The sequence below is a fragment of the Leisingera sp. ANG-M1 genome (genome assembly GCF_000813745.1).
Lineage (GTDB): Bacteria > Pseudomonadota > Alphaproteobacteria > Rhodobacterales > Rhodobacteraceae > Leisingera.
Genome location: NZ_JWLC01000030.1, coordinates 26,433 through 51,795, shown reverse-complemented (window position 1 = coordinate 51,795; position 25,363 = coordinate 26,433). Strand labels below are relative to the sequence as shown.

The window sequence follows — 25,363 nt, the reverse complement described above, 5'->3', positions numbered from 1 at the left end:
CGGTGTCACACCTCAATCGCCTTCAAACACCGGTTTTTCCTTGCTCACAAAAGCATGGAACGCGCGTTCGAAGTCCGTAGTCTGCATGCAGATCGCCTGCGCCTGCGCCTCGGCCTCGATCGCCTGCTCAATCGACATCGACCATTCCTGCGCCAGCATGGTCTTGGTCATCATATGGCCGAAATTCGGGCCAGCCGCGATCCGCGCCGCCCAGCTCTGCGCCTCACCCGCCAGTTCATCCGCCGCAACCAGCTTGTTGTGAAAGCCCCAGGCGTGCCCCTCTTCGGCACTCATCGAGCGGCCCGTGTACAAAAGCTCCGCCGCCCTGCCCTGACCGATAATCCGGGGCAGAATGGCACAGGCCCCCATATCGCAGCCCGCCAGGCCAACCCGGGTAAACAGAAACGCGGTCTTGGCCTCCGGCGTGGCGATCCGGATATCCGACGCCATGGCAATGATCGCCCCAGCGCCCACGCAGACCCCGTCAATCGCAGCAATCACCGGCTTGCCGCAATTCACCATCGCCTTGACCAGATCCCCGGTCATCCGGGTGAAAGCCAAAAGCTCCTTCATGCTCATGCCGACCAGCGGCCCGATAATGTCATGCACATCGCCGCCCGAGCAGAAATTGCCGCCGTTGGAGGCAAAGACCACCGCCTTGACGCTGTCGTCATAGTGCAGATCGCGGAACCAGTCGCGCAGCTCCGCATAGCTCTCAAAGGTCAGCGGGTTCTTCCGTTCCGGCCGGTCCAGCGAGACTGTCGCCACACCATCCTCGACCCGGCACAGGAAATGCTTGGGCTCCCGGTTCACCTTCATGCCTTGCCGCCTTTCTCCAAACGCCGCGCCACCGTTTCCAGGCTTTCGGCAATCCCCTGCGCCTGATCCGCCGTCAGCCCGTCAAACGCCGCATCGATCCAGCCCTCATGCGCCTCGGCCTGGCGCGAGAACTCAGCCTGGCCCGCTGCCGTCAGCCGCACCAGATTGGCGCGCCTGTCGCCCTCGACCTTCTCGCGCTGCACATGGCCGTCCTCGACCAGCCGCTCAACGATGCCGGTCACATTGCCGTTCGACACTTTCAGAACCCCGGACAACTCACTCATCTTAAGGCCTTTTTTGTGCTGCATCAGGGCCGCCATCACATCAAACCGCGGCAGCGTGGTCGCAAAGTCCTTCCGCAGGTTCTCGCGCACTTCGCTCTCCACCGCCTTGGTGGCCTTCAGCACCTTCAGCCACAGCCGCAGCCGGTCTTTTGATGTCGTGCTCAAATCTCTCCTCCCGACACGCTCATCGCGTGCCCATTGACCGAGGCCGCGCCTTCGGATGCCAGAAATACCGCCGTCGCCGCCACTTCCTCCGGTGCGATCAGCCGCTGCATCGGATTGCCGCTAACCACCATTTTCAGCGCCTTCTCCCGCGGGATATCATGCCGGGCCATCAGCCCGGTGATCGCAGTCTCGGCCATTTCCGTATCGACAAACCCGGGACAGACCGCATTGCAGGTGATACCGCGCTTGGCCACGCTCTGCGCGACTGAACGCACCAGCCCCAGAACCCCGTGTTTAGAGGCCGCATAGGCCGGGATATAGGCGCCGCCCTGCAGAGATGCGGTTGAGGCGATGGCAATCAGCCGCCCGCCCGGCCCCATGCCTGCCCGCAGCGCCGCCCGGAAGGTCAGGAAGGTTCCCGTCATATTGACCGTCAGCGTATGCTGCCAGTCTTCCAAGGACACGTCCTCAATCCGGGCCGCCACGCCGGAGCCTGCATTGGCGACAACCACATCATAGGGCGTCTCAAACAGCGCTTCCACCTGCGCCTCATCGGTGACATCCGCCGTGCGGATCTCCAGACCCAGCCCTTCCGCTGCCGCTTCCAGCGGCGCCCGGCGGCGTCCAGCGATGGTGACCTGGTAGCCTTGCGCGGCAAAGGCTTGGGCTATTGCCTTGCCAATCCCTGTGCCGCCGCCTGTGACCAGAACCCTTCGTGTCATGCCCGGATTACCTCCGCTTCCCGGTCCGCCAGCCGCCAGGCCTGATCCCGGCCCGCATGATAGGGCAGCGGCCAGCCGCCGTGCCGGTCGCCGATCCGCGCCGCCTCATGCAGGGTCCAATAGGGATCGGCCAGATGCGGCCGGCCCACACAAACCAGATCTGCCCGCCCGGCCATCAGGATCGAATTGGCGTGATCCGCCTCATAGATGTTGCCCACCGCCATAGTGGCAATCCCGGCCTCATTGCGGATGCGGTCCGAGAACGGCGTCTGGAACATCCGCCCGTAAACCGGCTGCGCATCGGTTGAGGTCTGCCCGGCAGACACGTCGATGATATCCGCTCCCGCCGCGGTAAAGGCTTTGGCGATCTCCACCGCCTCCTCCGGGGTGACCCCCTCATCCCCCACCCAGTCATTGGCGGAAATCCTCACAGACATGGGTTTCTCCTCCGGCCAGGCCGCGCGCATCGCCTGGAAGACCTCCAGTGGATAGCGCAGACGGTTTTCCAGAGAGCCGCCGTACTCATCCGTCCGAATGTTCGATTTCGGCGAGATGAAGGAGGAAATCAGGTAGCCGTGCGCCGCGTGCAGTTCGATCATGTCAAAACCAGCACGCCCAGCCATTTCCGCCGCAGCCACGAACTCCGCCTTGATGGCATCCATTTCCGTCCGCGTGATCTCCCGCGGTGCCGGGTTGTTCGCCGACCAAGGGATCGCCGAGGCCGAAACCGTCTCCCAGTTCCCGTCCGGCAGCGGCGCGTCCATTTCCTCCCAGCCCAGCTGGGTCGACCCCTTGCGGCCCGAGTGGCCGATCTGGCAGCAAATCTTGGCTTCGGTCTCGGCGTGAACAAAATCCACCAGCCGTGTCCATGCTGCCTCATGCTCAGGCGCATAAAGCCCCGGGCAGCCTGGCGTGATCCGGCCTTCGGCACTGACACAGGTCATCTCGGTGTAAACCAGCCCGGCCCCGCCCTTGGCGCGTTCGCCGTAATGGATCAGGTGCCAGTCTGCCGGGCAGCCGTCCACGGCCTTGTACTGCGCCATGGGGGAGACCACTATGCGGTTCTGCAGCTCCATCCCGCGCAAGCGGAACGGGGCAAACATCGGCGGACGCACCGGCGCCTCCTCGGACGCGCCGGCTTTGTCCTGAAACCACTTCTCGGCGCTCTGCAGCCACTTTGCATCGCGCAGCCGCAGGTTTTCATGGGAAATCCGCTGCGACCGGGTCAGCAGCGAGTAATTGAACTGCACCGGATCCATATCCAGGTAGCGTTCGACCTCCTCGAACCACTCCAGCGAATTGCGCGCAGCGGATTGCAGCCGCAGCACATCCAGCCGCCGCTCCTCCTGATAGCGTTCAAACGCACGCTCCAATGTCGGCTCGGTGCTCACCAGCTCCGCCAGCGCAATGGCGCTGTCAAAGGCCAGCCGCGACCCCGACCCGATCGAGAAATGCGCAGTGGCCGAAGCATCGCCCAAAAGCACCACATTCTCGTGGTACCACTTCCCGCACAGCACCCGCGGGAAGTTGATCCACACCGCCGCCCCGCGCAGATGCGCCGCGTTGGACATCAGCCGGTGCCCGCCCAGGTGATCGGCAAAGATCTCTTCGCAGGTGCGGATGATCTCCTCCTTGCTCATCCCCTCAAAGCCCCAGGCCTCCCAGGTCTCGGCCGAGCATTCGACGATCACCGTCGCGGTGTCGGCATCGAACTGATAGGCGTGGATCCACATCCAGCCGTGCTTGGTCTTCTCGAAGATGAAGGTGAAGGCGTCGTCGAATTTCTGATGCGTGCCCAGCCAGATGAATTTGCAGGGCCGCACATCGATTTCCGGTTTGAAATGCTCCGCAAACTCATTGCGAACGCTGGAATTCAACCCGTCGCAGCCGACCACAAGATCATAGTCTTTCTGATATTCCGAAGCCGGTTTCGCAGCGGTTTCAAACTGCAGGTCGACGCCCAATTCACGCGCCCGGTCCTGCAGCAGCAAAAGCATCTGCTTGCGGCCGATGCCCGCAAAACCATGGCCGCCCGACACGGTGCGGGTGCCATTATGGACAACCGCGATGTCATCCCAATAGGCAAAATTCTCGCGGATCGCCGCGGCGCTTTGAGGATCATTGGCGCTCAGGTTCTCCAGCGCGTCATCCGACAGCACCACGCCCCAGCCAAAGGTATCATCGGACTTGTTGCGCTCGATCACCGTGACCTCGGCCTCCGGCTGGCGCAGCTTCATCGAAATCGCAAAGTACAGGCCCGCAGGCCCTCCTCCCAGACAGGCGATTTTCATGATCATCCTCTCCCGCTTTGCGCACGTCTCTGCAGATCAGGATAAGCAGGCTTCAAAAAACTTCAAGTATAAAGTTTTAAGCTTGAAGCAAATCAGCACAAGAACCCGGCACGGCCCCGCTCCGGCGCCGCTTGCACCCCTTGAAGACAAGAAAGCCCCGCGCCGCCCAGGCCCGGGGCCGGCACGTTACAAACGGCGGGTCACAGCCCGCGCAGATACTGCATCACCGCAGGGCGCACCGCCTGGTCACCGCGGTGGCGGGCGTCCGAGATGATCTTGCGCAGCTCACCCAAGTCGACACGCAACAGCAGCGATTTAACCGGGCCGATCGAGGCCGGGCGCATCGACAGCGTGCGGATCCCCATGGCCGCCAGGCAGACGGCCTCAACCGGGCGCCCTGCGTCCTCGCCGCAGAAGCTGAGCGGCGTGCCGGAGATCGCGCAGCGCTCCACGATGCGCTCGATAAAGCTCAGGAAGCTGACATTCAGCGTGTCATAGCGGCGGCGCACCCGCTCGTTCTCGCGGTCGGCGGCAAAGAAGAACTGCTTCAGGTCGTTGCCGCCAATCGAGATAAAGCTCACCTCGTCAAAGAACTTCTGCGGCGCATAGGCCAGCGACGGCGTCTCCAGCATCGCCCCCACCTTCAGTTCGGACGGAAGAGCATGGCCCAGGATACGCTCGCGCTCAATGGTCTTGTCCAGCTCCGCCTTGGCGGCCCTGTATTCCTCGAACTGGGCGACAAAGGGGAACATCACCGACAGCGGCCGCCCATCGGCCGCGCGCAGCAGCGCCTGCAGCTGCATCCGCATCACCCCGGGCTTGTCCAGGCCAACCCGGATCGCCCGCCAGCCCAACGCCGGGTTCGGCTCATCGGTCGGGGCCATATAGGGCAGCACCTTGTCCGAGCCGATGTCCAGCGTCCGGAACACCACAGGCTTGCCATGCGCCGCATCCAGCACCCGCTGGTAGAGCGCCACCAGCTCCGAACGTTTAGGCATTTGGTTCCGTACCAGGAACTGCAGCTCGGTGCGGAACAGCCCCACCCCTTCGGCGCCGGAACCGTCCAGCGACGGCAGATCCGCCATCAGGCCCGCATTCATCACCATGTTGATGCGCTGGCCGTCCGTGGTCACCGCAGGTGTGTTGCGGATCGAGGCATAGCGCTCCTGCGCCTGCGCATGCATCGCGATCTTGTCGCGGAAGGCGCCAACCACGGTCTCATCCGGGCGCAGATGCACCACCCCCTGATCGCCATCGACCATGATATGGTCGCCGTTCAACGCCTCGGTTGTGATCCGCTTGGCATGAACCACCAGCGGAATCGCCAGCGCCCGCGCCACAATCGCCGCATGGGAACCAACAGAACCCTCTTCCAGCACAATTCCGCGCAAGGACCGTCCGTATTCCAGCAAGTCGCCGGGGCCAATGTTGCGGGCAATCAGAATCGGGTTTTCCGGCAGTTCAGCACCGGTGTTGGCGCCCTGACCGGTCAGAATCCTCAGCAGCCGGTTGGACAGGTCATCCAGATCGCTCAGCCGCTCACGCAAATACGCATCCTGCACCTGGCTCATCCGGGTGCGGGCCTGGGACTGCTCCTTCTCCACCGCCGCCTCGGCGCTTAGGCCGCGGGCGATGTCCTCTTCCATCCGCCGCATCCAGCCCTTGGAATTGGCAAACATCCGGTAAGCTTCAAGGACTTGCAGCTGTTCCTTGTCGCCGTTGCGGGAAACCTCCAGCATCTTGTCGACGCCCACCCGCAGCTCCTCGACCGCGCCGTTCAGCCGCTCCAGCTCGCGAGCCGGATCATCGGCAATCGGGTTGGTCACAATCACCCGCGGCTCGTGCAGCCAGACATGGCCCTCGGCCGCGCCCTCCTGGGCCGAGCCGCCGTGGATCAGAACCGCTTGCTGGTGCAGCGGCGAGAGCGCAGCACCCTCGCCGACAAAGGCGCCCAGCTCGGTCATCTCAGCGATCACCATCGCCACCACTTCCAGCGCATAAACCGCATCCGCGGAAAACTCGCGCGCTTCCTTGGACTGCACGACCAGCACGCCCAGCATCTCGCCCAGCCGCTGCACCGGCACGCCAAGGAAGGAGGAAAACCGCTCCTCCCCCGTCTCAGGCATATAGCGGAAGCCCTTGGCATTGGGCGCATCCGGCGTATTCACCACCTTGCCGTATTTCGCCACCCGGCCCACCAGACCCTCGCCGATGCGCATCCGGGTCTGGTGCACCGATTCGAGATTCAGACCCTGGGTCGCGCACAGCTCCAGCGTCTCTTCATCGCGGAACAGATAGACCGAGCACACCTCGGTCCCCATGCTGTCGGCGATCAGATGGGTGATCTTGTCGAGCCGCGCCTGGCCGGCATCATCGCCCGCCATCGCCTCCCGCAAGCGAACCAGAAGCTTCCTGCTTTCGGATTCCGTCGTCTCAGCCATAGTCACCCTTTCCCGGGCAAAGTCCCTGTACGCCGCCGCCCTGCAGCCCTGGGCGGATACCGCCCAGAGTAGTGCGCCAGCGCTCTCTCCTCATCCACTTGTCCCACCCCGGCGGAAAAAGTCCAAGTGTTTTTGCAGTTTTGCCCGCAATCAGCCCGCCGTGCCGCAGCTTTGGGCAGAAACTTGCCCGCCGCCCGGCAGACACGACAAAGGCGCCTGAAAGGCGCCCTTGCAATTCACAGAAATCTCTTTTTCGGCGGGCGCTTACGCGGCCTTGTCCAGTTCGAACGCATCATGCAGCGCCTGCACGGCAAGCTCCATGTACTTGCGGTCGATCAGCACCGAGATCTTGATTTCCGAAGTGGTGATAACCTTGATGTTGATGCCCTCGTCCGACAGCACCTTGAACATCTTGGCAGCCACGCCCGACTGCGAGCGCATGCCGATGCCAACCACCGACACCTTGGCGACTTCGTTGTCGGCCAGCAGTTCGGCATAGTTGATTTCGCCCTTCTCCTTGATGCCGAGCAGCGCCTGCTCGGCACGTGCGACCTGGTCGGTCGGGCAGGAGAAAGTCATGTCGGTGCGGCCGTCTTCCGAGACGTCCTGCACGATCATATCGACATTCACGCCCGCATCCGACAGCGAGGTGAAGATGGTCGCCGCGATGCCGGGGCGGTCCGCTACCGACTGCACGGTCAGCTTGGCTTCGTCACGGGAATAGGCCACACCGGCCACAACATTGGATTCCATGATTTCCTCCTCGGCACAGACCAGCGTGCCGGCCTCGTCACTTTGTTCCTCGAAGCTGGACAGCACGCGCAGCTTCACCTTATAGCGCATCGCCAGTTCAACCGAGCGGGTCTGCAGCACTTTCGCACCCAGCGACGCCAGCTCCAGCATTTCTTCAAACGCGATCTTGTCCAGCTTGCGGGCCTTGTCGCAGATCCGCGGGTCGGTGGTATAGACGCCGTCCACGTCAGTGTAGATATCGCAGCGCTCAGCTTCAAACGCCGCCGCAAAAGCCACTGCAGTGGTGTCCGAGCCGCCCCGGCCCAGGGTGGTGATACGGCCTTCGGGGCTGATGCCCTGGAAACCTGCAACCACGGCCACCCGCATGCCTTCGGCAAACTTGGCGTTGATGTTTTCCGGCGGGATCTCCTCGATCCGGGCCTGGCTGTGCGCCGAGGTGGTCTTGAGCGGAACCTGCCAGCCCTGCCAGCTGCGTGCCGGGATATCCATCTCCTGCAGCGTCAGCGCCATCAGGCCTGCGGTCACGTTCTCGCCCGAAGACACCACGGCATCATATTCGCGCGCGTCATACAGCGGCGAGGTCTCGTCGACCCAGCCCACCAGCTCATTGGTCTTGCCGGACATCGCCGACACAATGACGATCACGTCATAGCCCTTGGCCACCTCAACGCCGACGCGTTTGGCGGCGCGGCGGATGCGGTCCAGGTTGGCGACTGACGTGCCGCCGAATTTCATCACAAGTACGGGCATATGGAACGGGTCTCCCTGCCTTGCGGGTTTCGATCCTGTGCCTCATAGGCGAGCCGCCCCCCAAGGGCAAGAGCGCGCAGGCCTTCAAGGAAAGGAAGCTGCGGCTTCGGCGCTAATTACAGCGCGGCAAACCGCCACAAGCCACCGCTTGCGCAATTTCCGCCAATCCGGCGGCTCAGCCGCGCCAGAACCGTACCGTGAGGATCGCGTAAACCGCCATCAGCTCCAGCCGCCCGATCAGCATCGCCGCGCTCAGGATCCACTTGGCCGGATCGTTCAGCGTCGAGAAATTGCCGGCCGGCCCGATGGTATCTCCCAGCCCGGGACCGATATTTGCCACCGTCGCCGCCGCCCCCGATACCGCGGTGATGAAATCCAGCCCGGTCAGCGCCAGCGCCCAGGCCACCACGCCCAGGGTCACAATGAAGAACATGAAGAAGGAAATCACCGAGCTCAGCACCTCGGCGTCGACCGGCCGCCCCTCGTAGCGGGTGATGAACACCCCATGCGGCGAGCGGATCCGCTGGATCTGGCCGCGGATCGAGGCAAAAAGCAGCTGGTAGCGGAAGATCTTCACCGAACAGGCGGTCGAACCCGCACAGCCGCCGATCAATCCGGTGAAGAAGAAGATCATCACCAGGAAGCTGCCCCACTGCATGTAGTCCGCACTGGCATAACCGGTGCCCGACATGATCGAGGTGATGTTGAACAGCGCCGAGCGGAACGACGCCTCTGCTCCCTGCGAATGGCTGTAGTACAGGACGCCCGCCGCGATCAGCACCAGCAGCCCCAAGGTCAGCATGAAGCCGCGGATCTGGCTGTCCCGCAGCATTGGCGTGCCGTGGCCGTTGATCAGCTGCACATACCGCACAAACGGCAGAGCCGCGAGGATCATGAAGATCGCAGCGGCATATTCCACCGGCCCGGCAAAGGCCCCGAAGGAGGCGTCGTAATTGGCGAAACCGCCGGTGGCGATTGTGGTCATCGAATGCACCAGCGCATCAAACGGACCCATGCCCATCACCATGTAGACCAGCATGCAGGCCATGGTCAGGGACACGTAGATCAGCGAGATCTGCTTGGCGATTGCCTGCGCCCGCGGCAGGATCTTGCCAAAGGTGTCAAAGCTTTCCGACTTAAAGATCTGCATGCCGCCGACCCGCAGCTCGGGCAGGAACACCATCGCAACAACAATGATGCCGATGCCGCCCAGCCATTGCAAGATGCCGCGCCACAAAAGCAGCCCGCGCGGCAGATCGTCCAGCCCCGAAATCACCGTGGATCCAGTTGTGGTCAGCCCCGACATCGCTTCGAAAAACGCGTCGACAAAGCGCAATTCGGTCGCCCCCAGCATCAGCGGGATCGCCCCGAACAAGGGCAGCGCCAGCCAGACGGTGGTGGTCAAAAGGAAGGTTTGGCGGATGCTCAGCCCCTCCTTGACGCCATTGGCGCAGCTCAGGGCCAGCAGGCCGCCCACCAGGATGGTGAAGACCGCGCTTTCAAGGAACACATGCCACTCGCCGCGGCCGTCCAGCAGGTCGACCACAAGCGGGAACAGCATCATTGCTCCCAGAATGACGACCAAAAGGCCAATGACATATCCAACCGGACGGAGATCCAACATGCGGCGCAGCGTTGGCCCTGCGCGCCGCAAGTGTCAAGACTGCGGGATCAGTCCCCGCTGCTGCTGGTGCCACCAGCGTTGCGCGCAGGCATCTGCGGCGGGCTGGAGGGCTTGCGCGGACGCTTGGCGGCAGCCTCCGGTTTGCCGTCCGGCTTGCCCTTTGCGGATGTTTCCTGCACAGGCGCCTTGGCCGCAGCAGGTTTCACCGCCTGGGCCTCCCGGGCAGCTGCCGGCCTGGCCGTTTCCGCCCGGCGCGCAGAAGCCCCCCGGAACTCCGCAGGCTTTTCCCCCGCCGCATTCCCGGCTGCTGTGCCCTGCTGCTGTGCAGGCTGCCCTGCCGCCTGGGCAGGCTTTGCGGGTTTAGCGGCCTCCTTGGCGGGCGCCGCGGGTCGCGGGGCTGCCGGGGCTGCCACCGGAAAAACCTCCTTGACCGGAACTGCCTGCGCTGCCGGTTTTGCAGCCGCACGCGCCGGAGCCTTGCGCGCAGCAGGTTTGCGGGGCGCCGGTTTGCGCGCCGCGGGTTTCTTGGCGGCAGCCTTGGCCGCTGCCGTCTTCCGGACCGGAGCCTTGTCCCGCGGCGCCGCCTTGGCCTCAGCTTCGGGAGCCTCCTGCTGCGCAGGTTCTTCCGCAGCCGCCGGAGCCGCCGCCGCCAGCATCCGCCGCTGCGCTTCCGCCAAGGACTGCACCAGCCGCATCTGTTCATACGGCGCCTGCAGCGCCGCCTCGGCCGCCTGGCGCCAAAGCTTCAGCTGCATGCCTGCCGCAAACCCCGCCCATTCATGCGCCCTGGCCGTCAGCCCGGCCATCTGGTGAAAGCTCGTCATCTGATACTCCTTAGGTCCTGCACTGGTCTTGCTCCGGACACCTGCTGCATTGTGCGGGCAAGAAACACGGGGAGCTGGCGCCGGTGGCTCGCCGGGCCGGATGCAGCGGAAAACGGGCCGTCAATAGCAGACACCTGCGCACAAGCTCCCTCCTCCCCCGGGAAACTTCCCTGGGGATTCGCCTAGCAGGCTAACATGCGTTTCTGCACAGCAGCGTGAAAAATGCGGCAATGCAGAAATTGCCGCAGTGCGAACGGAACCCTGCCCGGAATTCAGGCAGGCCTGCCCGTTTCCATTACCCCTGGTGGATCAGGGTCGAGAACAGTTTCGGGTCCAGGCTCATCGCCTTGAACAGCTCGCCCTGCGTCAGCACGCTGACCGCATCGTGGCTGTGCAAGCTTTCCTGATGGCTCGCAATCACCCGGAAATCGCCGATCCGCGCGTCTGCCTGCAGCGCCTCGCAGAACAGCCGTGCCGCGTCCTCGACAAAGATCGGGTTGGCGGCGTTGAGCTCGGCAAAGGCCTGCTCGTCCTCGCGCTTCACCATCACTTGGGTCTCGGTCGGCACCGCCTTGCGGCAAAGGTCGATCAGATCCTCGAACCAGAGCTTGGCACCGCCCGGCACCGCCTGCACAGAAATCCGCGCAACCGAGCGCTGCGAATGCGGCGTCGCCAGCTGGCCGCGCGCCTGGCGGGCGTGTTCCGACAGCTCCAGCGAGCACGGGCAGGTCGAGGAATAGACATAGTCCAGATGCATGATCTTCTCACGCACCCCGTCATGGTCCACTAGCTCCAGCGCAAAGTCGTAATACTGATAGCCGCTCAGCCCCGAGCGCAGGCTCTCCACCCGCGCCGGGAAGGAGAACCGCATCTGAATGCGCGCATCCGGGCTGTCCAGATCGCTCAGGTAATCATCCAGCGCCGCTGCCATCACCTCATAGCTGAAGGTACGCTCGGCGTGCTTGTAGAAGGTGCGCATGATCCGGGACATGTTGATGCCCTTCTTGCCCGCGTCCAAGGACACCGTTCCGGTCACGCTGGTCTCCAGCGTCAGATCGCCGTCGTCGCGGGTGTGAAAGCGGATCGGCAGCCGGAAGTTCGAGATCCCCACATGCTGGATCTGCTCCTGCGCGCCGCGGATCAGGCTGGTCGGCCCGTTCTGCAGGTCGGGCAGCGTCGCGCGGTAGGCTTCGTCCGACTTGAAATCCTCGGGGTAGTGCCGCGACAGATCCGGGTAGTTACCCACCTCGCGGCCAGGCAGCAGCCGCGCCACCGCCGGATCCAGCTGGGCAATCTCGGTCTCGGTCACAGTGCCGGCCCAGGCCCGCAGCACATCCAGCGCGGCGGCCGCAGCCTCGCGGTCCGGAGCCTCTGCGGCGTCACGGGTGTGAATGTTCATCGGCGTTTCCCCCAAGTCATACGGGCCCCATATAGGGTCCGGCAGGCCTTCCCCATATACTGTTACGCGGCAAAATTCAAAACGGATCCGCCATATGCGGCAGGAATCGCCCCTTAACGGACCCCCAGCGCCTCTGCAAGCGCTCTCAGCCGGCGCGAGCGCGACTTGTAATGCGCCGTGATCAGCACATAAGGCCGCGGCATTTCCAGCGCCGGGCCTTTCAGCCTGTGCAACCGGCCGGTCCCGATTTCACCTGAAACCACCTGTTCCGGCAGCAAAGCAACGCCCAGCCCCGCCTGCACCAGCGACACCGCGGAGGGCACCGACGGCGCGACAGCCGCCGCTGGGTCCTTGCGAGGTATCCCGTGCTGGACAAAATACTGCCGCCAGCCGGGAACCGAGGTGATGGTCGCACCCCAATTCACCTCCACCAGCGGCGCCGTCTGCAGATCGGCGTCGGGTTCGCTGCCCACCGGCACTAGATGATCGGTGAACAGTTCCTGCGTCCGGTAATCCGGATGCTCGCCGCCATAAGACAGCCGGGCATCGATCCCCGCCGCCTCCAGCTCGATGGTGTCATCCTCGATCCTGAGCTGCACCGGCACATCGGGCCGCGCGGCAGCAAAGGCTTTCAGCCGCTCCGGCAGCCATAGCTGCGCCAGCGCCGGAGTTGCCGAGACCACCAGCGGCCGCCGCTTGCCGCCTTCGGTCAGCGCCTGGGTGAAACTGGCAATCTCAGCCAGCGCCATCGCCGCCTTCTGGTAATAGTCCCGCCCCGCATCTGTCAGCCGCACCTGATTGGCCCGGCGGGTGAACAGCTTGAGCCCCAGCCAGTCCTCCAGGTTCTTCACCTGCATCGACACGGCGGCCGAGCTTACCCCCATCTCCGCCCCCGCAGCCGAGAAGCTCCCGGTGCGGGCAGCGCATTCAAAGGCGCGCAGGGCGTTCAAAGGGGGCAGTTTCATACCCGCACACTGCAAGATTTTCTTATGCTCGCCAAGATATTTTGTAGTGGTCAGATCCCCGCCCAGCGCGCAGGTTTCTTGAGAAGACCCGAGGCAAAACCAAGGACAACAAAATGCACGACATACTGGATCTGGAGCGCTACCCCCTCGACCGCCCCGGCAGCGCCGAATGGCAGGCGCTGGTGGACCGCTGCCGCAAGGAGCTGGCCGAAGACGGCATGTTCAGCCTGGATGGATTGATGAAGGCGGAGGTCGCCCAGGGTGCCGCCGATGCGCTGAAGCCCAAATTCGAGACCGAAAGCTTCCGCCACGAGCGCGAGCACAACATCTATTTCAAGGACGAGATCGACGGCCTCGCCCCGGAGCACCCTGCCCTGCAGCGATTCAAGACGTCAAACCTGACGCTCTGTGCCGATCAGTTCGCAGGTTCCCCGGTGCTGCAGCTTTATGAATGGCCGCCCTTTGTCGAATTCCTGGCTGCCACCATGGGCAAGGAACAGCTCTATATCATGCAGGACCCGCTGGCGCGGGTGAACGTGATGTCCTACGGCGAGGAGCAGGCGCTGAACTGGCACTTCGACCGCTCGGAATTCACCACCACAATGCTGCTGCAAGCCCCCGATCAGGGCGGCGAGTTCATCTACAGCCCCGAGCTGCGCAGCGACGACGATCCAAACTACGACGGTGTCGAGCGGCTCTTGAACGGCGAAGACCCCAATATGCGTTCGGTGACCCTGTCGCCCGGCACCCTGAACATCTTCCGCGGCAAGAACTCACCGCACCGGGTCGGCACTGTCAAAGGCGAAAAACACCGGGTGATTGCGGTGTTCTCCTTCTACGACCGGCCCGGCGTGATGTTCTCTGCCGAAGAGCAGATCGGCTTCTACGGGCGTGCCGCATGACCGAGCTGGCTGTATTCAAAGACGAGCGCAAACGCACCTTCCTCAACGCGGAAGGGGCAGACAAACCGCTGAAATCGCCGCTTGGCCAGGACGTGCTGGACCGCGCCCGCGCCTTCCGCCTGCAGCGGCTGCGCGATGAGATGGCACGGCAGGATGTAGCAGGCCTCTTGCTCTACGATCCAGTCAACATCCGCTATGCGTTTGACTGCTCCAACATGTCGATCTGGACCGCCCACAACCCGATCCGCTACGCGCTGATCCTGAACGGCGGTCCCGGCATCATGTTCGAATTCAAGGGCTGCGAGCATCTGAACGACGGCCTGCCGGGGGTGGATGAAATCCGCAACGCCATTGGCTGGATGTTCATGTGCGCCGGCGACAAGGCCACCGAGCGCCTCGCCCCCTGGGCCGCCGAGATCGCGGATCTGGTCAAGCAACACGGCGGCGGCAACATGCGCCTCGGCGTCGACCGGATGGAGCCCGAGGGCGTTCATGCGCTGTCGGAGCACGGCATCCAGGTGCTGGACGGCGGCCAGATTACTGAGACCGCCCGCGCCATCAAATCCGCGGATGAGATCGAACTGATGCGCTGGACCATCCGCGTCTGCGAGGCTGGCATGGCGCGGATCTATGAGCACTCAGTCCCCGGCGTGACCGAACAGGAGCTGTGGGCGCATCTGCACTTCGAAAACGCCCGCTCGGGCGGTGAGTGGCTAGAGACCAAGCTGCTGACCTGCGGCCCGAACACCAACCCCTGGTACAAGGAATGCTCCGCCCGCGAATGCCGCGAGGGAGAGATGATCTCCTTTGATACCGACATGATCGGGCCTTACGGCTATTGCGCGGATCTGTCGCGCAGCTGGACCTGCGGTTATGTGCCGATGAGTGACACCCAAAAACGGCTGTATTCCGCGGCGCGCGAGCAGATCGACCACAACATGGCGCTGCTGCAGCCCGGGCTGAGTTTCGCGGAATTCGACGCTAAAAGCTGGCAGATCCCGGAACCCTATCAGCCTTACCGCTACTCCTTGGCGGCCCATGGCGTCGGCATGGCGGATGAATGGCCGGTTGTGCCGCTGCATGTCGACTTCGACGGCGCCCATGGCGGGCAGTTCGAAGAGAACATGGTGATCTGCATCGAAAGCCTGATTGGCGAGAAGGGATCCGAGTCGGTCAAGCTGGAGACCCAGGTGCTGGTCACCGCCGACGGGCCGGTGCGGCTGGACAGTTTCCCCTGGGAAATGTGATTTCATGAAAAGAGAGAGGGGGCTGTCTGCCCCCTCTTGAGCCTGCGGCTCAATTCACCCCCGAGGATATTTTCAGCCAGAAGAATACTGGATCCTCTGGCTCGGGCCGGATCAAGCCTGTGAGGCCTCCAAAGCCGCGGTCAGGTCACCGATCAGGTCGTCGGCGTCTTCCAGGCCGACCGAGAAGCGCACCAGGCCGGGGGTGATGCCCAGCTCGTCCTTCTGCTCATCGCTCAGGCGCTGGTGGGTGGTGGTTGCCGGGTGGGTAGCGATGGATTTGGCGTCGCCCAGGTTGTTGGAGATCACTGGGATGGTCATCGCGTTCAGGAACTTGAACGCCGCCTCCTTGCCGCCTTTCAGGTCCAGCGAGAACACGGTGCCGCCCTTGCCGTCCAGCTGGGTCTGCACCAGCGCGTTCTGCGCGTGGCCCGGCAGCCCCGGGTAGATCAGCCGCTCCAGCGCCGGGTGGCCCTCCAGAGTTTCGGCAATCTTCAGGGCGCTGTTGGCCTGCGCGTTCACGCGCAGGGTCATGGTTTCCATGCCCTTCAGCATCACCCAGGCATTGAACGGGCTCAAGCTGCCGCCAGTGTGCTTCATATAAGGCTCAAGCGTGCCGCGGATGAAGTCCTTGGTGCCCAGCACCACACCGCCCAGCGCCCGGCCCTGGCCGTCGATATGCTTGGTGGCGGAGTAGATCACCACATCGGCGCCCTGCTCGATCGCCTTGGAAAACACAGGGGTCGAGAACACATTGTCGATCACCACGGTAGCGCCGACGGAATGGGCGATCTCGGACACCGCCTGGATGTCGATCACTTCCAGTGTCGGATTGGACATCGATTCAAAGAACACCGCCTTGGTGTCCGGGCGCATGGCAGCCCGCCACTGGTCCAGGTCGGTGCCGTCGACAAAGGTCACCTCGACACCAAAGCGGGCCAGAATGTTTTCCAGGATGTAGAGACAGGAGCCGAACAGCGCCTTGGCGGAAACCACATGGTCGCCCGCCTTCACCAGCGAAGTCAGCGCGCCGTTGACCGCAGCCATGCCGGACGCGGTGGCAAAGGCGTCCTCGGCCCCTTCCAGCGCCGCAATGCGCTGCTCGAACATCGCCACGGTCGGGTTGCCGTAGCGGGCATAGATGAACTCATCCGGGCCGGTCTGGATAAAACGGGCCTCTGCCTGCTCTGCATTCTCGTAGACAAAGCCCTGGGTCAGGAATATCGACTCGCTCACCTCGTTGTACTGGCTGCGGCGGGTGCCGCCATGGACCAGCTTGGTGCGCTTTCTCCAGTTCTCGCTCATCTTCGGTCTCCTCGCGCCCGCGGCGCATAAAAAAACTCCCGTCCGGCCAAGCGAAAGGGAGTCCTTCTCGTCCTGACCTCTTTAGCGGCTTGTTTATCGTGGCCCGCAATCCGGTTACAAATCACTCACGCCCAAGGCGGCAACCCTCGGGAATTCAAGACCTGGAGAAAGCGATTCAGTGATCGTCGTCCCCAGCAGGACCTTTGCCACGGTCCCCGTGTATTTTCCTTCCAGCTTGGGTATGCCCGAACAACATGAAGGACTGATCGGAAATACGGCAAAAAAGCCCCGCAAGGCAAGACCGAAGACGGCTTTGAGCGCCAAAACTGCTGCCGAACAAGAAAACCTGGTTCTAAACATCAGCCCGCGCCCTCGGTTCGGCAGGACCGAAACCTGTCCCGCTCGCGGGCGCAAAGCAGCCGCGCGCCGCGCCTGCCGGAAGAGCAGTTCCCAAGGTCCTTTGTGCACAGAACGCAGCCAGAATCTGGCCTGAGTGCGAATAATTCGAAAACCCGGCAGCAAGCCCGTCAGCCGCTTTGGCCAAGTGCCAGATCTTCGGCCGGGAGAGAAACGCTCATAGATGGGAAGGGCACCGCCGCGCCCAGGTCCGGGCTTGCGGCAGAGCCGGCCAGCGCTGCGATCCGCCCCAGCGGCGACACGAAATCAAAGGTCTGATTCTGCATTTCGACTGTGACCACCGGCGTATAAGGCCCGCCAAGAAACCCAAGGTTCGGATCATAGCTGTAGCTGAACGAAAGTGTTCCGATAGTTGCGTCCCTTGGCATTGATCCGCGGATCAGGTCCCAGATTTCAATTGCTGTGGCGCTTGCAGCAGAACCGCTGCAGGTTACGGTGCCTGCATCCAGGCAGATGTCCGGGCCTGCCCGGCAGGAGGTGCCGAACCCCGCCAAAGTGCCACTGCCGGCCGGAGCGCGTTCGTGAACCTCCGGGACGCCCTCGCAGACAGGCGGACGCACCGCGGCGACCCTGGCGGCAACATTCATCGCCCGCTCAGCAACCACATAATGAAACGCCATGCGCCCGAAATCGATGATCGACATGATCAGCAAAAGAAAGACGGGCAATGTTATGCCCAGCTCCACCAGCACGCCCCCGTTTTGATCCTTGCGGAACCGGGACAGAAGGAGTTTGAGCCTGGTCCGCTTTCTCATGTGCCAAACACCCTGCTTTGATCGGTAATAACTGTATTGATCGCGGGCCGGCTTCCGCCGGTGAGCGTGAAAACCCCTGCAAACGGGAAGGTCATCGTCAAGCGGGCCCGGACTTCTACAACCGGTGAAGGCGAGACCCGGTAGCTGCCGGCCTGGCAGGTCAGGCTGGGCGCCACGGAGGTCACGATCAAGCTGGAGGGAAACAGCGTATCCCCCTGAATGCTGTCCCGCACGATTGCGGTCAACTGCGGTGCGTATCCGGAAACGGAACCGCCGGACGCGCAAATGTCCTGCGGCGCAACCCGGGCCAGATAGCGGGCCGCGTCACGGACGCCCGAAATGGCCGCCTGATAGGACCACATCATCCGCCCGCCCTCTATGATGACCGCGAAGATCAGCAGCATCACCGGCAGCATCAAGGCAAACTCGACAAGGATTGCGCCGCTCTCCTGCCTGCGGAAAGAAGCCCAGCCAGTCAATCTGTCCTGTGGCTCCCGCATCCTGATCACCGGTACAACTGGACGACATCGCGGAAAATGCCCGCATCGCCGGTGCCCGCGCCGCCGCCGCCCGCGCTGCCCAGCACCTCGCCCCAGATATCCAGCGTCGGCGGTGAAGCGCCGTCATCCCCTACCGGCTCGGTCAGGAACACCCGCACAAACTCTTCGACCGGCACACCGCTGGCCGAGCCGCTGACCGGATTGGCTGTGCAATCGATACCAGCCGCAATCACCACACGCCGGTTCACATCCACGCTCTGATGCGGCGAGCAGATCGGGCGCCCGGTTTCAGACAGTCCGGACAGGATATCCCCGCTGCCGCCAGGTCCGCCTGCGGCATTGATTTCCGCCAAATAGTACTCGAACCGGGTGACTGCACCGGGGTGCGGGTCCACACCGCCGTAGTTGGTGTCGACATACGCGATCCGCCCTGCTGTCCAGTTGCCATCGCCAAAACGCGAGCATGCGCCGCTTTCAAAGCAATCGTCCCGCGGCAGGCCCAATGTATCAGGCGACTGCCTGTCCTGGTTTCCGATGCAGCTGCCCTTTTTCCCTTTGGGAACAATCCCCTTGATGACGTTTGGCGCCGCCGGGTAGTCCGGGTCGTTCCGCTTGCCGTTCATGATGGCCTTGTAAATATCGAAGCGGACATTGAAGATCGCATCCCGGATCCCGACCTTCTGGCCCGGCTCGATATCGACGCCGCGCTGACTGAAGCATTGGGTGATGCTGCCTTCTGCACCCAGCAGGCAGGCATCCAGCTGAGCCCCGTTCAAACCGGCACAAGGGCCGTCCTCATCCACCCGGACCTTGTTGGGATCGAGAAAACCGAAATCGCCCGGCCCCCAAGCCGCCCCGTTGCCGCCGGAGCGCAGAAGGATCATTTCTCCAACACTGGCATCCGCGGAAAACCCCGGCGGAACACAGAACATCAACGGAGTGATATCGCAGGCATATTGCGTAAACCCGGCCACGGAAGACGCCCGCGCCAACTCGTTCGGCCGCTGGCGGCCTGTCAGTGCCGAAAAGGCTGCGCCGAATGTCGCGCCCACTGTGCTGGGAGTTGCTTCGGCACGCACAAAAATGGCTTCCTCCGGATCGGTTGTGACTGCAGTGATCGCAACTGTGTCGTCGTCCGGAAGTTCGGAATAGAACGTGAGGGTGTAGTCAGTATCGCCGTTCAGCACGCTGCCGCCGCTGCCGAAAGTTTTGCGGTCGCTGATCAGATTCCTGGCCGCCGAGCGGGCCCGGGTGATTGCATCCTGCCTGCCGTCCAGCTCGCCTGCGGCCGCTAGCGCCACATTGTCCGTATAAGCTTGCAGCTCGCTGCGGGTAATCCCCACGCGCCCCAGATCAAAAGACATTGCCGCAATCCCAAGGAGCACCACAAAACTCAGCCCCCAGGTCACCAGCATGGTGCCGCTGTTATCGGTGGAAAACTGCCTGAACTTGTTCCTCAGATCCATCAATCCGCTACGCTCCTGACGGCAGGGCCGCATACCAAGGACCCAGCCTGCCCTCAGGCTAAGCGGTTGGAACGCCGCCCAGCATCCTCTCAAGCGGCCAAAAATTCTCCTCAGAATTGTATTTATTAACCCCGGCTCTGGGTCTTCCGGTAGCCCCTGGCCATCTGATGCACCGCCGGAAACCGCAGAATTGCCAGCCCAGTGCAGTGGCAACCCGAACGTAAAAGCTCAATTGCGAGCGAGAAACGCCGTAACCATAAGGTCAGCTGCAGCAGCGCTGAGCGCCATCGGGATGTCATGCATGATGGCCAGCCGGGTCAGCGCCTGCAGATCGACATCATAGCCATGCGACGCCATCGGATCGGCAAAGAAGATCACCCCATCCAGCTCGCCGGTGGCCACAAGCGCGCCGAGCTGCTGGTCGCCGCCTCTTGATCCGCGCTGCAGCCGCCGGACATTCAACTCCGGGCAGGCCTCCGACACCAGGGCGCCGGTGCCGCCGGTGCAGATTAGCTTGTGCCCGGCCAGAGCCGTTCTGTGGCGCAGAACCCAGGCGCGCAGATGCGCCTTGCGGTCATCATGGGCCACCAGCGCAAACCGCCGCGGCGCCGTAGACAGAGCCTGCGCGCTCGCAGTCAGTGCCAGGATTGAGCGCACCTGATCGGTAAAGCTCGCCCCGGCCTGGAACGCCCCGGCAAAGGCCGCCGTGCCCACTGTGAACCCCTGCGCACCGGACTGTGCGACCGCGCTGATCCGCTCCTTGCTGTCAATGCTGCCGGCCACGATCACCGGCTTGGCCACCGCCTGCGCGACCTGCTGCATCAGCGCCGGCACATCGCCGGAAAACCGGTAGGCCAGCAGGTCCAGCCCGTGCACATGCTCCAGATCGGCCAGCGCGCGGGCCGAGGCAGCGATATCGCCGGCCGGTCCCTCCAGCACGCTGGGATGGCCGGTGATGCGGCCGGGGAACGGATAGTAGCGCAGCGGATGGTCGCGGATCACCTCAGTCACAGCCGCCGCCCGTGTGCCGCCGAGCAGGCAATCCACATCCAAGCCGACGGCAGCCCGCGCCGAGGCCAGTTCGCTGTCCTCATCCAGGCTGACCACCTCCAGATAGGATCTTCCGCCCGCCGCCCGGATGGTTTGCGCCAGCCCGCGCAGGTCTTCCAGCGGCAAGCCGACATCCTTGAACCCGATATGGCGCGCGCCAGCTTCCAGCGCTTCTTCCAGCCGCGCGTGGGCATCCGGGATTGTGCGGTCGTTCTCCGTCAGCATCAGAATGAAGTTGAAAGCCATTGCTTAGTCCTTCCTTGCAGCTGTGCAGGCCCAAGCCGCATACGCGCCCGCAGTATTCAAGCGTTTCCGGTTTGGCGGAAGTATGCAAGGGCGGGCGCGTTTAACAATGCCGGAATTACCGGCAGGCGGCGCAAAGCGGATGACAGAACGGAACCCGCTGCCTTTCGCGTTTAGAAACGCATTCAGGATCTCCCCATGCTTCCTGAACCCACGCAAGGCGCGGCGTGTTAACTCTGGCTGAAGGACTCCGGCGCGTCTTCCTCCAGAAAGCGCGGACCCGGCCCATTGGCTCCGATCACGTCGTCCGGGTTGAACAAATGGCAGGTGTCCATGGACAGGCAGCCGCAGCCGATACAGCTGGCCATACCGTCGCGCAGCCGCTGCAGGCGGGCGATGCGGTCGTCAAGTTCGGCAGTCCACCGGCTTGAAAGCGTTTCCCAATGCCTGGCGGTGACCTTGGCCTCAGCCGGCAGAAACGCCATCGCCTGGCCAATTTCCCGCAAGGGTATGCCTGCCCGCTGAGCTACCTGGATAACAGCGATCTTCCGCAGAACCGTAGGCGGGTAGCGGCGGTGGTTGACGTCGTTCCTCTCCGAAGAGATCAGCCCCTTGCGCTCGTAGAAATGGACCGCAGACACCGCGATGCCGCTGCGTTCAGCAACCTCGCCAACCGTCAGCCCGCCTATGCGTTTCATGCTCCGCCCTCCCGATTTTGCGTTTGACCTCAACTTAAGTTGAGGAGTTAGCAACGCAAGGGCAAGACCGAATCTGCCCTTTGGAGAACCTGATGTCGAAACAGAAACCCGCCTACCTCGTTGCCAGCTCGTTTATGCCTGCGGGCCACGGCACGCTTGAACCTTATGGCAAAGCCACCCATCCGCTGCTGGAGAAATGGGGCGGCGAGCTCGTCATTGCAGGAGAGACCGGCCAGGCCATGGATCTCTTTGAGGGCGAATGGAAAGAGAATGCCCGCTTTACCCTGTTCCGCTTCCCTTCGATGGAAGCGCTTCAGGGGTTTTGGCACTCGGAGGAGTATCAGGCAGCCAAACATCTGAGGACGGATGTGATCCCGCCGAACTTCACCTTTGCGGTTGAGGGGTTCGACGCCGAAGAATGGGCGGAACAGAACGCTGACCACGCCTATGTGGCGCAGAACTGAGCTCTGACGGAAAGAGGAAGACAGCCTATGACCGCATCTTTCGAGCAGACTGCAGAAGCCCGCTGGCGCGATATTCTGACCGGTAACTATGCCGCCGTATCCGCGGTCCTGGCGGGCGGCATTGCCCTGCATGCCGTCAACATCACGATCACCGCCACCATGCTGCCCTCCATTGTGGCAGAGATCGGCGGCCAGCAGCTTTATGCCTGGAACGCCACGCTGGCGACGCTGGCCGCTATCCTCAGCGCCGCGCTGACAGGCAGACTGTTGCGGCAAACCGGACCGCGGCTGGGCTTTGCCCTCTCTGGTCTGATCTTCGCCGGCGGCAGCCTGCTGGCAGCGCTGGCCGCAAACATGCCGGTCATGCTGCTGGGGCGCATCATTCAGGGCGCGGGCGGCGGGATCCTGTTCACCCTGTGCTATTCGATGATTGTTTTCGTCTACCCCGAGCGTCTCTGGCCCCGAGCGATGGCGCTGCTGTCCGGCACCTGGGGCATCATGATGCTGCTCGGCCCGGCGGTCGGCGGCATCTTCGCCGAGTTCGGCAGCTGGCGCCTGGGGTTCGGGGTCATGCTGCCGGTCACCGGCCTTTTCGTGCTGATGACCATGCTGCTGCTGCCGCGCAGGAGCAAGGAGCAGACACAGTCCGAACCAGTGGCTTTTGGTCAGCTGGCGCTGCTGGCTGGTTCGGTTCTGGCGGTTTCGCTGGGCGGTCTGGCTCCGGCCCCCGCCTGGGCTGCCGTCTCGGTATTGCTGTCCGTTCTCATGATCCTTGCGCTGATGCGGCAAGAGCGGAAAGGCCGGGTACGGCTGTTCCCGCGGGGGGCAATGACGCCCGGCACACCGTTGTTTCTGGCAATCGCGGTCATGGCTTTGCTGATTTTCTGCGTGAATGCCGAGTTCTTCATGCCAATGTATTTGCAGCGTCTGCACGCAATGGGACCGCTGATGGCGGGCTACATTGCGGCGCTGGTATCAATCGGCTGGGCCGGGTCCGAAGTCTATTCCGCCCGCTTCACTGGCCGTAGAATGCTCCGGGCTGTTCTGGCGGGTCCGGTGCTGATGCTGGCGGCCTGCACTGCGCTGGCCGTGTTCACCCCGATGTCCGGCAGCGCCGGCCCGGCTCTGACACTTCTGCTGTCGCTTGCGCTGATCGCGCTGGGGATTGGCATCGGCATCGGCTGGCCGCACCTCAATACCTTCATCCTGCAATTCACCAGCGAAGGTGAACGCGATCTGGCGGCCTCGGCCCTGTCGACCATTCAGATGTTTGCTGTGGCCTTCGGCACCGCGGTGGCCGGGCTGACCGGCAATCTGACGGGCTTCAAGGAGACCGGCAATCCCGCGGCCATCGCCAACTCCGCCATCTGGCTGTTCGCAACCTTTGCAGCGGTGGCTCTGCTGGCCGTTCTTGCCAGCCGCGCCCTGACTGCCACTCAGCAGGAGTGACTTTGGGCTTGGCCTTAAGAAACAGCGAACCGGGTTTCCAGGCCGCCCCCTTGGAAGCCCGGTTCGGCGCAGTGATCCGGGCGGGATCAGGCGGATATGCCTCCGCCCGGAAACATCCTCCGGCTTACTTCAGTCCAGTAAACGCCAAGCGCCCCCCGGAGATGCAGCAGCGTCCCTTTCTTCAAGGATAGGGGCAATGCCGCCTGGCCTGATATCGTGGTGCGCCGCGGTTGTTACCGGTGCTCTGCCGGAACCCAGTCTTCGGCCGCGCTGTTCCAGAACCTGTTTGGATTGTCCTCATCCAGCCCCCGGATATGAAGCGTCCGCACACATGGCTCCACGAACACCACCGGCTCTTCGTAGGGATGGGAGGAGTAAACCGTTTCAAGAACCTTCACGGCTCTGGCCTCGCTGCCCGGCAAAAAGAACGACAGTTCCACGCAAGCGACTTCGGCAACCCTTCCCGTCGCCGCATTGCGCCCGCTGCCCAGCGATCTGAACCGTTGAACCCCCGGCGCGGTCCGGAACGTAACGCGATCATAGTCGCCGTATTTCAAGTCATCTTCGGCCAAAACCGCATCTATGATCCTTTGAACGCGGGTCTCAGGCACCTGCACGATGATCCGCAACCCTTTTTCGGGAACAAACCTGTCGTGTTTGAGCTCGGGCAGTGTCATTGGTCTCTCCGGTTGTTTCCCTCACAGTAGCCAAGTCTGGCAATGCAGCGGCAGGAAACGCTTCGATGCCGGCCGAACTCTCAGGCCCGGGCAGCATAGGAACGCCGCAAGGTCAGCCGCCCGGACAACGCGGGTGAGCTATCAAGGCAAATCCGGGCAGGAAAATGCATCCGCTTGCCATCGCCATTTCGGGGCCATCGAAAGGTCGGCTGCAGGGCGGATGCGCCGCGGGTTCCGGGCAGGTCGAGGCAGCTGTGCGCGCAATCACATGGATGTGTTTCACCTGCCCTCTTGCCCGCCGCCCTGCCCCTATGGTCCTTTGGGCGCAAACCGCAGCGGAGGCAGCAGATGCAAGATCCGGTTCAGCTTTACTACTGGCCCACCCCCAACGGCTGGAAAGTCTCCATCGCGCTGGAGGAAATGGGCCTGCCATACGAAACCACCCTGATCGACATCGGCAAGGGGGACCAGTTTGCACCGGAATTCCTGCAGATTTCCCCCAACAACCGGATGCCCGCAATCACCGACCCGGACGGCCCAGGCGGCGCGCCGGTCTCCCTGTTCGAAAGCGGCGCCATCCTGCAGTATCTCGCCCGCAAGACAAGGCACTTCTACGGTGCTGACGAGCGCGCCCGGCTGACCGTGGACCAATGGCTGATGTGGCAGATGGGCGGTGTCGGCCCGATGGCCGGCCAGGCGCACCACTTCCTGAAATACGCGCCGGAAGAGATCCCCTATGCCCAGGACCGCTACCGCAATGAGGTGGCCCGGCTCTATGGCGTGCTGGACCGGCAGCTGGCAAAGAACGAGTACGTTGCAGGCCCAGACTATTCGATTGCCGATATGGCGATCTGGCCCTGGGCGTCACTCTGGGAAGGCCAGCAGCAGACGCTGGAGGACAAACCGCACCTGGCCCGCTGGCTGGATCTGATGTGGTCCCGCCCCGGCGTGGTGGCGGGCCGGGCGCTGCATGCGGATCTTCGGGCGGACCGCTCGGACACCAAGGCGCAGCAGGTGCTGTTCGGCAAGTGAACGGATACGGCGCCGCGGGCGCCGGGCCTTCGGCCAGGGTATTTTCAACCAGAAAGAAGCGGAACCGCAGCACGCCGCAGGCGGGCTGCCGGGCCCAAGGCTTTTTCTCTCATCTGTGATGAGA

At 63.2% G+C, this 25,363-nt stretch carries 23 protein-coding genes and 1 riboswitch; of the genes, 5 read left to right on the top strand and 18 right to left on the bottom strand.

What is annotated here, in order from left to right:
- Positions 1-12: 12 nt before the first annotated feature.
- The 10 genes from RA19_RS23565 to RA19_RS23520 all read right to left on the bottom strand — a co-directional run bounded on the left by RA19_RS23565 (position 13) and on the right by RA19_RS23520 (position 13,037).
- Positions 13-819 carry an enoyl-CoA hydratase family protein gene (locus RA19_RS23565; RefSeq protein WP_039167656.1) on the bottom strand — a complete coding sequence of 269 codons (807 nt, stop codon included), beginning with the start codon at positions 817-819 and terminating at the stop codon, positions 13-15.
- On the bottom strand, positions 816-1,268 hold the full coding sequence (locus RA19_RS23560; protein ID WP_039167654.1) for a MarR family winged helix-turn-helix transcriptional regulator: 453 nt from the start codon (positions 1,266-1,268) through the stop codon (positions 816-818). The genes RA19_RS23565 and RA19_RS23560 overlap by 4 nt, the downstream gene beginning before the upstream one ends.
- Positions 1,265-1,990, bottom strand: a complete 726-nt coding sequence (locus RA19_RS23555) for an SDR family NAD(P)-dependent oxidoreductase (RefSeq protein ID WP_039167652.1) — start codon at positions 1,988-1,990, stop codon at positions 1,265-1,267. Before RA19_RS23555 ends, RA19_RS23560 begins: the two co-directional genes overlap by 4 nt.
- Positions 1,987-4,281 carry a bifunctional salicylyl-CoA 5-hydroxylase/oxidoreductase gene (locus tag RA19_RS23550; protein WP_039167823.1) on the bottom strand — a complete coding sequence of 765 codons (2,295 nt, stop codon included), beginning with the start codon at positions 4,279-4,281 and terminating at the stop codon, positions 1,987-1,989. Before RA19_RS23550 ends, RA19_RS23555 begins: the two co-directional genes overlap by 4 nt.
- 200 nt (positions 4,282-4,481) lie before the next feature.
- Positions 4,482-6,722 (bottom strand): phosphoenolpyruvate--protein phosphotransferase, encoded by a 2,241-nt coding sequence (gene ptsP, locus RA19_RS23545; protein ID WP_039167650.1) that lies wholly within the window; start codon positions 6,720-6,722, stop codon positions 4,482-4,484.
- 264 nt (positions 6,723-6,986) lie between these two features.
- Entirely contained in the window at positions 6,987-8,225 is a 1,239-nt protein-coding gene (locus RA19_RS23540) for an aspartate kinase (RefSeq protein WP_039167648.1), read from the bottom strand.
- A gap of 175 nt (positions 8,226-8,400) precedes the next feature.
- Entirely contained in the window at positions 8,401-9,849 is a 1,449-nt protein-coding gene (locus RA19_RS23535; protein ID WP_039167646.1) for a TrkH family potassium uptake protein, read from the bottom strand.
- Between the two features lie 47 nt (positions 9,850-9,896).
- Positions 9,897-10,673 carry a hypothetical protein gene (locus RA19_RS23530; protein WP_152615857.1) on the bottom strand — a complete coding sequence of 259 codons (777 nt, stop codon included), beginning with the start codon at positions 10,671-10,673 and terminating at the stop codon, positions 9,897-9,899.
- 295 nt (positions 10,674-10,968) lie between these two features.
- On the bottom strand, positions 10,969-12,072 hold the full coding sequence (gene folE2, locus RA19_RS23525; RefSeq protein WP_039167643.1) for a GTP cyclohydrolase FolE2: 1,104 nt from the start codon (positions 12,070-12,072) through the stop codon (positions 10,969-10,971).
- Between the two features lie 113 nt (positions 12,073-12,185).
- Positions 12,186-13,037, bottom strand: a complete 852-nt coding sequence (locus RA19_RS23520) for a LysR family transcriptional regulator (protein WP_082020660.1) — start codon at positions 13,035-13,037, stop codon at positions 12,186-12,188.
- Positions 13,038-13,150: 113 nt separating this feature from the next.
- Here RA19_RS23520 and RA19_RS23515 point away from each other — a divergent pair, with 113 nt between their 5' ends.
- Together RA19_RS23515 and RA19_RS23510 are read left to right on the top strand one after the other, a co-directional pair.
- Positions 13,151-13,939: a HalD/BesD family halogenase gene (locus tag RA19_RS23515; protein ID WP_039167639.1), complete on the top strand. Its 789-nt coding sequence runs from the start codon at positions 13,151-13,153 to the stop codon at positions 13,937-13,939.
- Positions 13,936-15,186 (top strand): M24 family metallopeptidase, encoded by a 1,251-nt coding sequence (locus RA19_RS23510; RefSeq protein WP_039167635.1) that lies wholly within the window; start codon positions 13,936-13,938, stop codon positions 15,184-15,186. Before RA19_RS23515 ends, RA19_RS23510 begins: the two co-directional genes overlap by 4 nt.
- 111 nt (positions 15,187-15,297) lie before the next feature.
- On the opposite strand, the gene metZ is transcribed toward RA19_RS23510, so the two are convergent.
- From metZ to soxR, 7 genes are all read right to left on the bottom strand, one after another.
- Entirely contained in the window at positions 15,298-16,488 is a 1,191-nt protein-coding gene (metZ, locus tag RA19_RS23505) for an O-succinylhomoserine sulfhydrylase (protein ID WP_039167632.1), read from the bottom strand.
- Between the two features lie 60 nt (positions 16,489-16,548).
- Positions 16,549-16,627: riboswitch (SAM riboswitch) on the bottom strand.
- Positions 16,603-16,848, bottom strand: a complete 246-nt coding sequence (locus tag RA19_RS26730; RefSeq protein ID WP_152615856.1) for a hypothetical protein — start codon at positions 16,846-16,848, stop codon at positions 16,603-16,605. (Overlaps the previous riboswitch by 25 nt.)
- Positions 16,849-17,015: 167 nt before the next feature.
- Positions 17,016-17,660, bottom strand: coding sequence for a TadE/TadG family type IV pilus assembly protein (locus RA19_RS23500; RefSeq protein ID WP_039167629.1), 645 nt, complete (start codon positions 17,658-17,660; stop codon positions 17,016-17,018).
- Positions 17,657-18,160, bottom strand: coding sequence for a TadE/TadG family type IV pilus assembly protein (locus tag RA19_RS23495; protein WP_039167621.1), 504 nt, complete (start codon positions 18,158-18,160; stop codon positions 17,657-17,659). The genes RA19_RS23500 and RA19_RS23495 overlap by 4 nt, the downstream gene beginning before the upstream one ends.
- A 5-nt stretch (positions 18,161-18,165) precedes the next feature.
- Entirely contained in the window at positions 18,166-19,626 is a 1,461-nt protein-coding gene (locus tag RA19_RS23490) for a TadE/TadG family type IV pilus assembly protein (protein ID WP_039167619.1), read from the bottom strand.
- A 228-nt stretch (positions 19,627-19,854) separates the two neighbouring features.
- Positions 19,855-20,922, bottom strand: coding sequence for a methylglyoxal synthase (locus RA19_RS23485; protein WP_039167617.1), 1,068 nt, complete (start codon positions 20,920-20,922; stop codon positions 19,855-19,857).
- A 227-nt stretch (positions 20,923-21,149) separates the two neighbouring features.
- On the bottom strand, positions 21,150-21,617 hold the full coding sequence (soxR, locus tag RA19_RS23480) for a redox-sensitive transcriptional activator SoxR (RefSeq protein ID WP_039167611.1): 468 nt from the start codon (positions 21,615-21,617) through the stop codon (positions 21,150-21,152).
- Positions 21,618-21,709: 92 nt separating this feature from the next.
- On the opposite strand from soxR, the gene RA19_RS23475 reads away from it, so the two are divergent.
- Positions 21,710-22,081: a DUF1330 domain-containing protein gene (locus RA19_RS23475; protein ID WP_082020659.1), complete on the top strand. Its 372-nt coding sequence runs from the start codon at positions 21,710-21,712 to the stop codon at positions 22,079-22,081.
- Positions 22,082-22,108: 27 nt separating this feature from the next.
- A complete protein-coding gene (locus RA19_RS23470; protein WP_039167609.1) occupies positions 22,109-23,530 on the top strand; it encodes an MFS transporter in 1,422 nt (473 codons plus the stop codon).
- 233 nt (positions 23,531-23,763) lie between these two features.
- On the opposite strand, the gene RA19_RS23465 is transcribed toward RA19_RS23470, so the two are convergent.
- Positions 23,764-24,207 (bottom strand): hypothetical protein, encoded by a 444-nt coding sequence (locus RA19_RS23465; protein WP_039167607.1) that lies wholly within the window; start codon positions 24,205-24,207, stop codon positions 23,764-23,766.
- A 348-nt stretch (positions 24,208-24,555) separates the two neighbouring features.
- Here RA19_RS23465 and RA19_RS23460 point away from each other — a divergent pair, with 348 nt between their 5' ends.
- Complete coding sequence (locus RA19_RS23460; RefSeq protein WP_039167605.1) at positions 24,556-25,239, top strand: glutathione S-transferase N-terminal domain-containing protein; 684 nt, start codon at positions 24,556-24,558, stop codon at positions 25,237-25,239.
- Positions 25,240-25,363: the final 124 nt, after the last annotated feature.

Coding starts and splice junctions, on each gene's coding strand:
- RA19_RS23520 (WP_082020660.1), bottom strand. CDS start 13,037: ATGAAACTGCCCCCTTTGAACGCCCTGCGCGCCTTTGAATGCGCTGCC.
- RA19_RS26730 (WP_152615856.1), bottom strand. CDS start 16,848: ATGTTTAGAACCAGGTTTTCTTGTTCGGCAGCAGTTTTGGCGCTCAAA.
- RA19_RS23490 (WP_039167619.1), bottom strand. CDS start 19,626: ATGGATCTGAGGAACAAGTTCAGGCAGTTTTCCACCGATAACAGCGGC.
- RA19_RS23535 (WP_039167646.1), bottom strand. CDS start 9,849: ATGTTGGATCTCCGTCCGGTTGGATATGTCATTGGCCTTTTGGTCGTC.
- RA19_RS23500 (WP_039167629.1), bottom strand. CDS start 17,660: ATGAGAAAGCGGACCAGGCTCAAACTCCTTCTGTCCCGGTTCCGCAAG.
- RA19_RS23465 (WP_039167607.1), bottom strand. CDS start 24,207: ATGACACTGCCCGAGCTCAAACACGACAGGTTTGTTCCCGAAAAAGGG.
- RA19_RS23550 (WP_039167823.1), bottom strand. CDS start 4,281: ATGAAAATCGCCTGTCTGGGAGGAGGGCCTGCGGGCCTGTACTTTGCG.
- ptsP (WP_039167650.1), bottom strand. CDS start 6,722: ATGGCTGAGACGACGGAATCCGAAAGCAGGAAGCTTCTGGTTCGCTTG.
- metZ (WP_039167632.1), bottom strand. CDS start 16,488: ATGAGCGAGAACTGGAGAAAGCGCACCAAGCTGGTCCATGGCGGCACC.
- RA19_RS23510 (WP_039167635.1), top strand. CDS start 13,936: ATGACCGAGCTGGCTGTATTCAAAGACGAGCGCAAACGCACCTTCCTC.
- RA19_RS23485 (WP_039167617.1), bottom strand. CDS start 20,922: ATGGCTTTCAACTTCATTCTGATGCTGACGGAGAACGACCGCACAATC.
- RA19_RS23555 (WP_039167652.1), bottom strand. CDS start 1,990: ATGACACGAAGGGTTCTGGTCACAGGCGGCGGCACAGGGATTGGCAAG.
- RA19_RS23565 (WP_039167656.1), bottom strand. CDS start 819: ATGAAGGTGAACCGGGAGCCCAAGCATTTCCTGTGCCGGGTCGAGGAT.
- RA19_RS23530 (WP_152615857.1), bottom strand. CDS start 10,673: ATGACGAGCTTTCACCAGATGGCCGGGCTGACGGCCAGGGCGCATGAA.
- RA19_RS23515 (WP_039167639.1), top strand. CDS start 13,151: ATGCACGACATACTGGATCTGGAGCGCTACCCCCTCGACCGCCCCGGC.
- RA19_RS23475 (WP_082020659.1), top strand. CDS start 21,710: ATGTCGAAACAGAAACCCGCCTACCTCGTTGCCAGCTCGTTTATGCCT.
- folE2 (WP_039167643.1), bottom strand. CDS start 12,072: ATGAACATTCACACCCGTGACGCCGCAGAGGCTCCGGACCGCGAGGCT.
- RA19_RS23470 (WP_039167609.1), top strand. CDS start 22,109: ATGACCGCATCTTTCGAGCAGACTGCAGAAGCCCGCTGGCGCGATATT.
- RA19_RS23540 (WP_039167648.1), bottom strand. CDS start 8,225: ATGCCCGTACTTGTGATGAAATTCGGCGGCACGTCAGTCGCCAACCTG.
- soxR (WP_039167611.1), bottom strand. CDS start 21,617: ATGAAACGCATAGGCGGGCTGACGGTTGGCGAGGTTGCTGAACGCAGC.
- RA19_RS23495 (WP_039167621.1), bottom strand. CDS start 18,160: ATGCGGGAGCCACAGGACAGATTGACTGGCTGGGCTTCTTTCCGCAGG.
- RA19_RS23460 (WP_039167605.1), top strand. CDS start 24,556: ATGCAAGATCCGGTTCAGCTTTACTACTGGCCCACCCCCAACGGCTGG.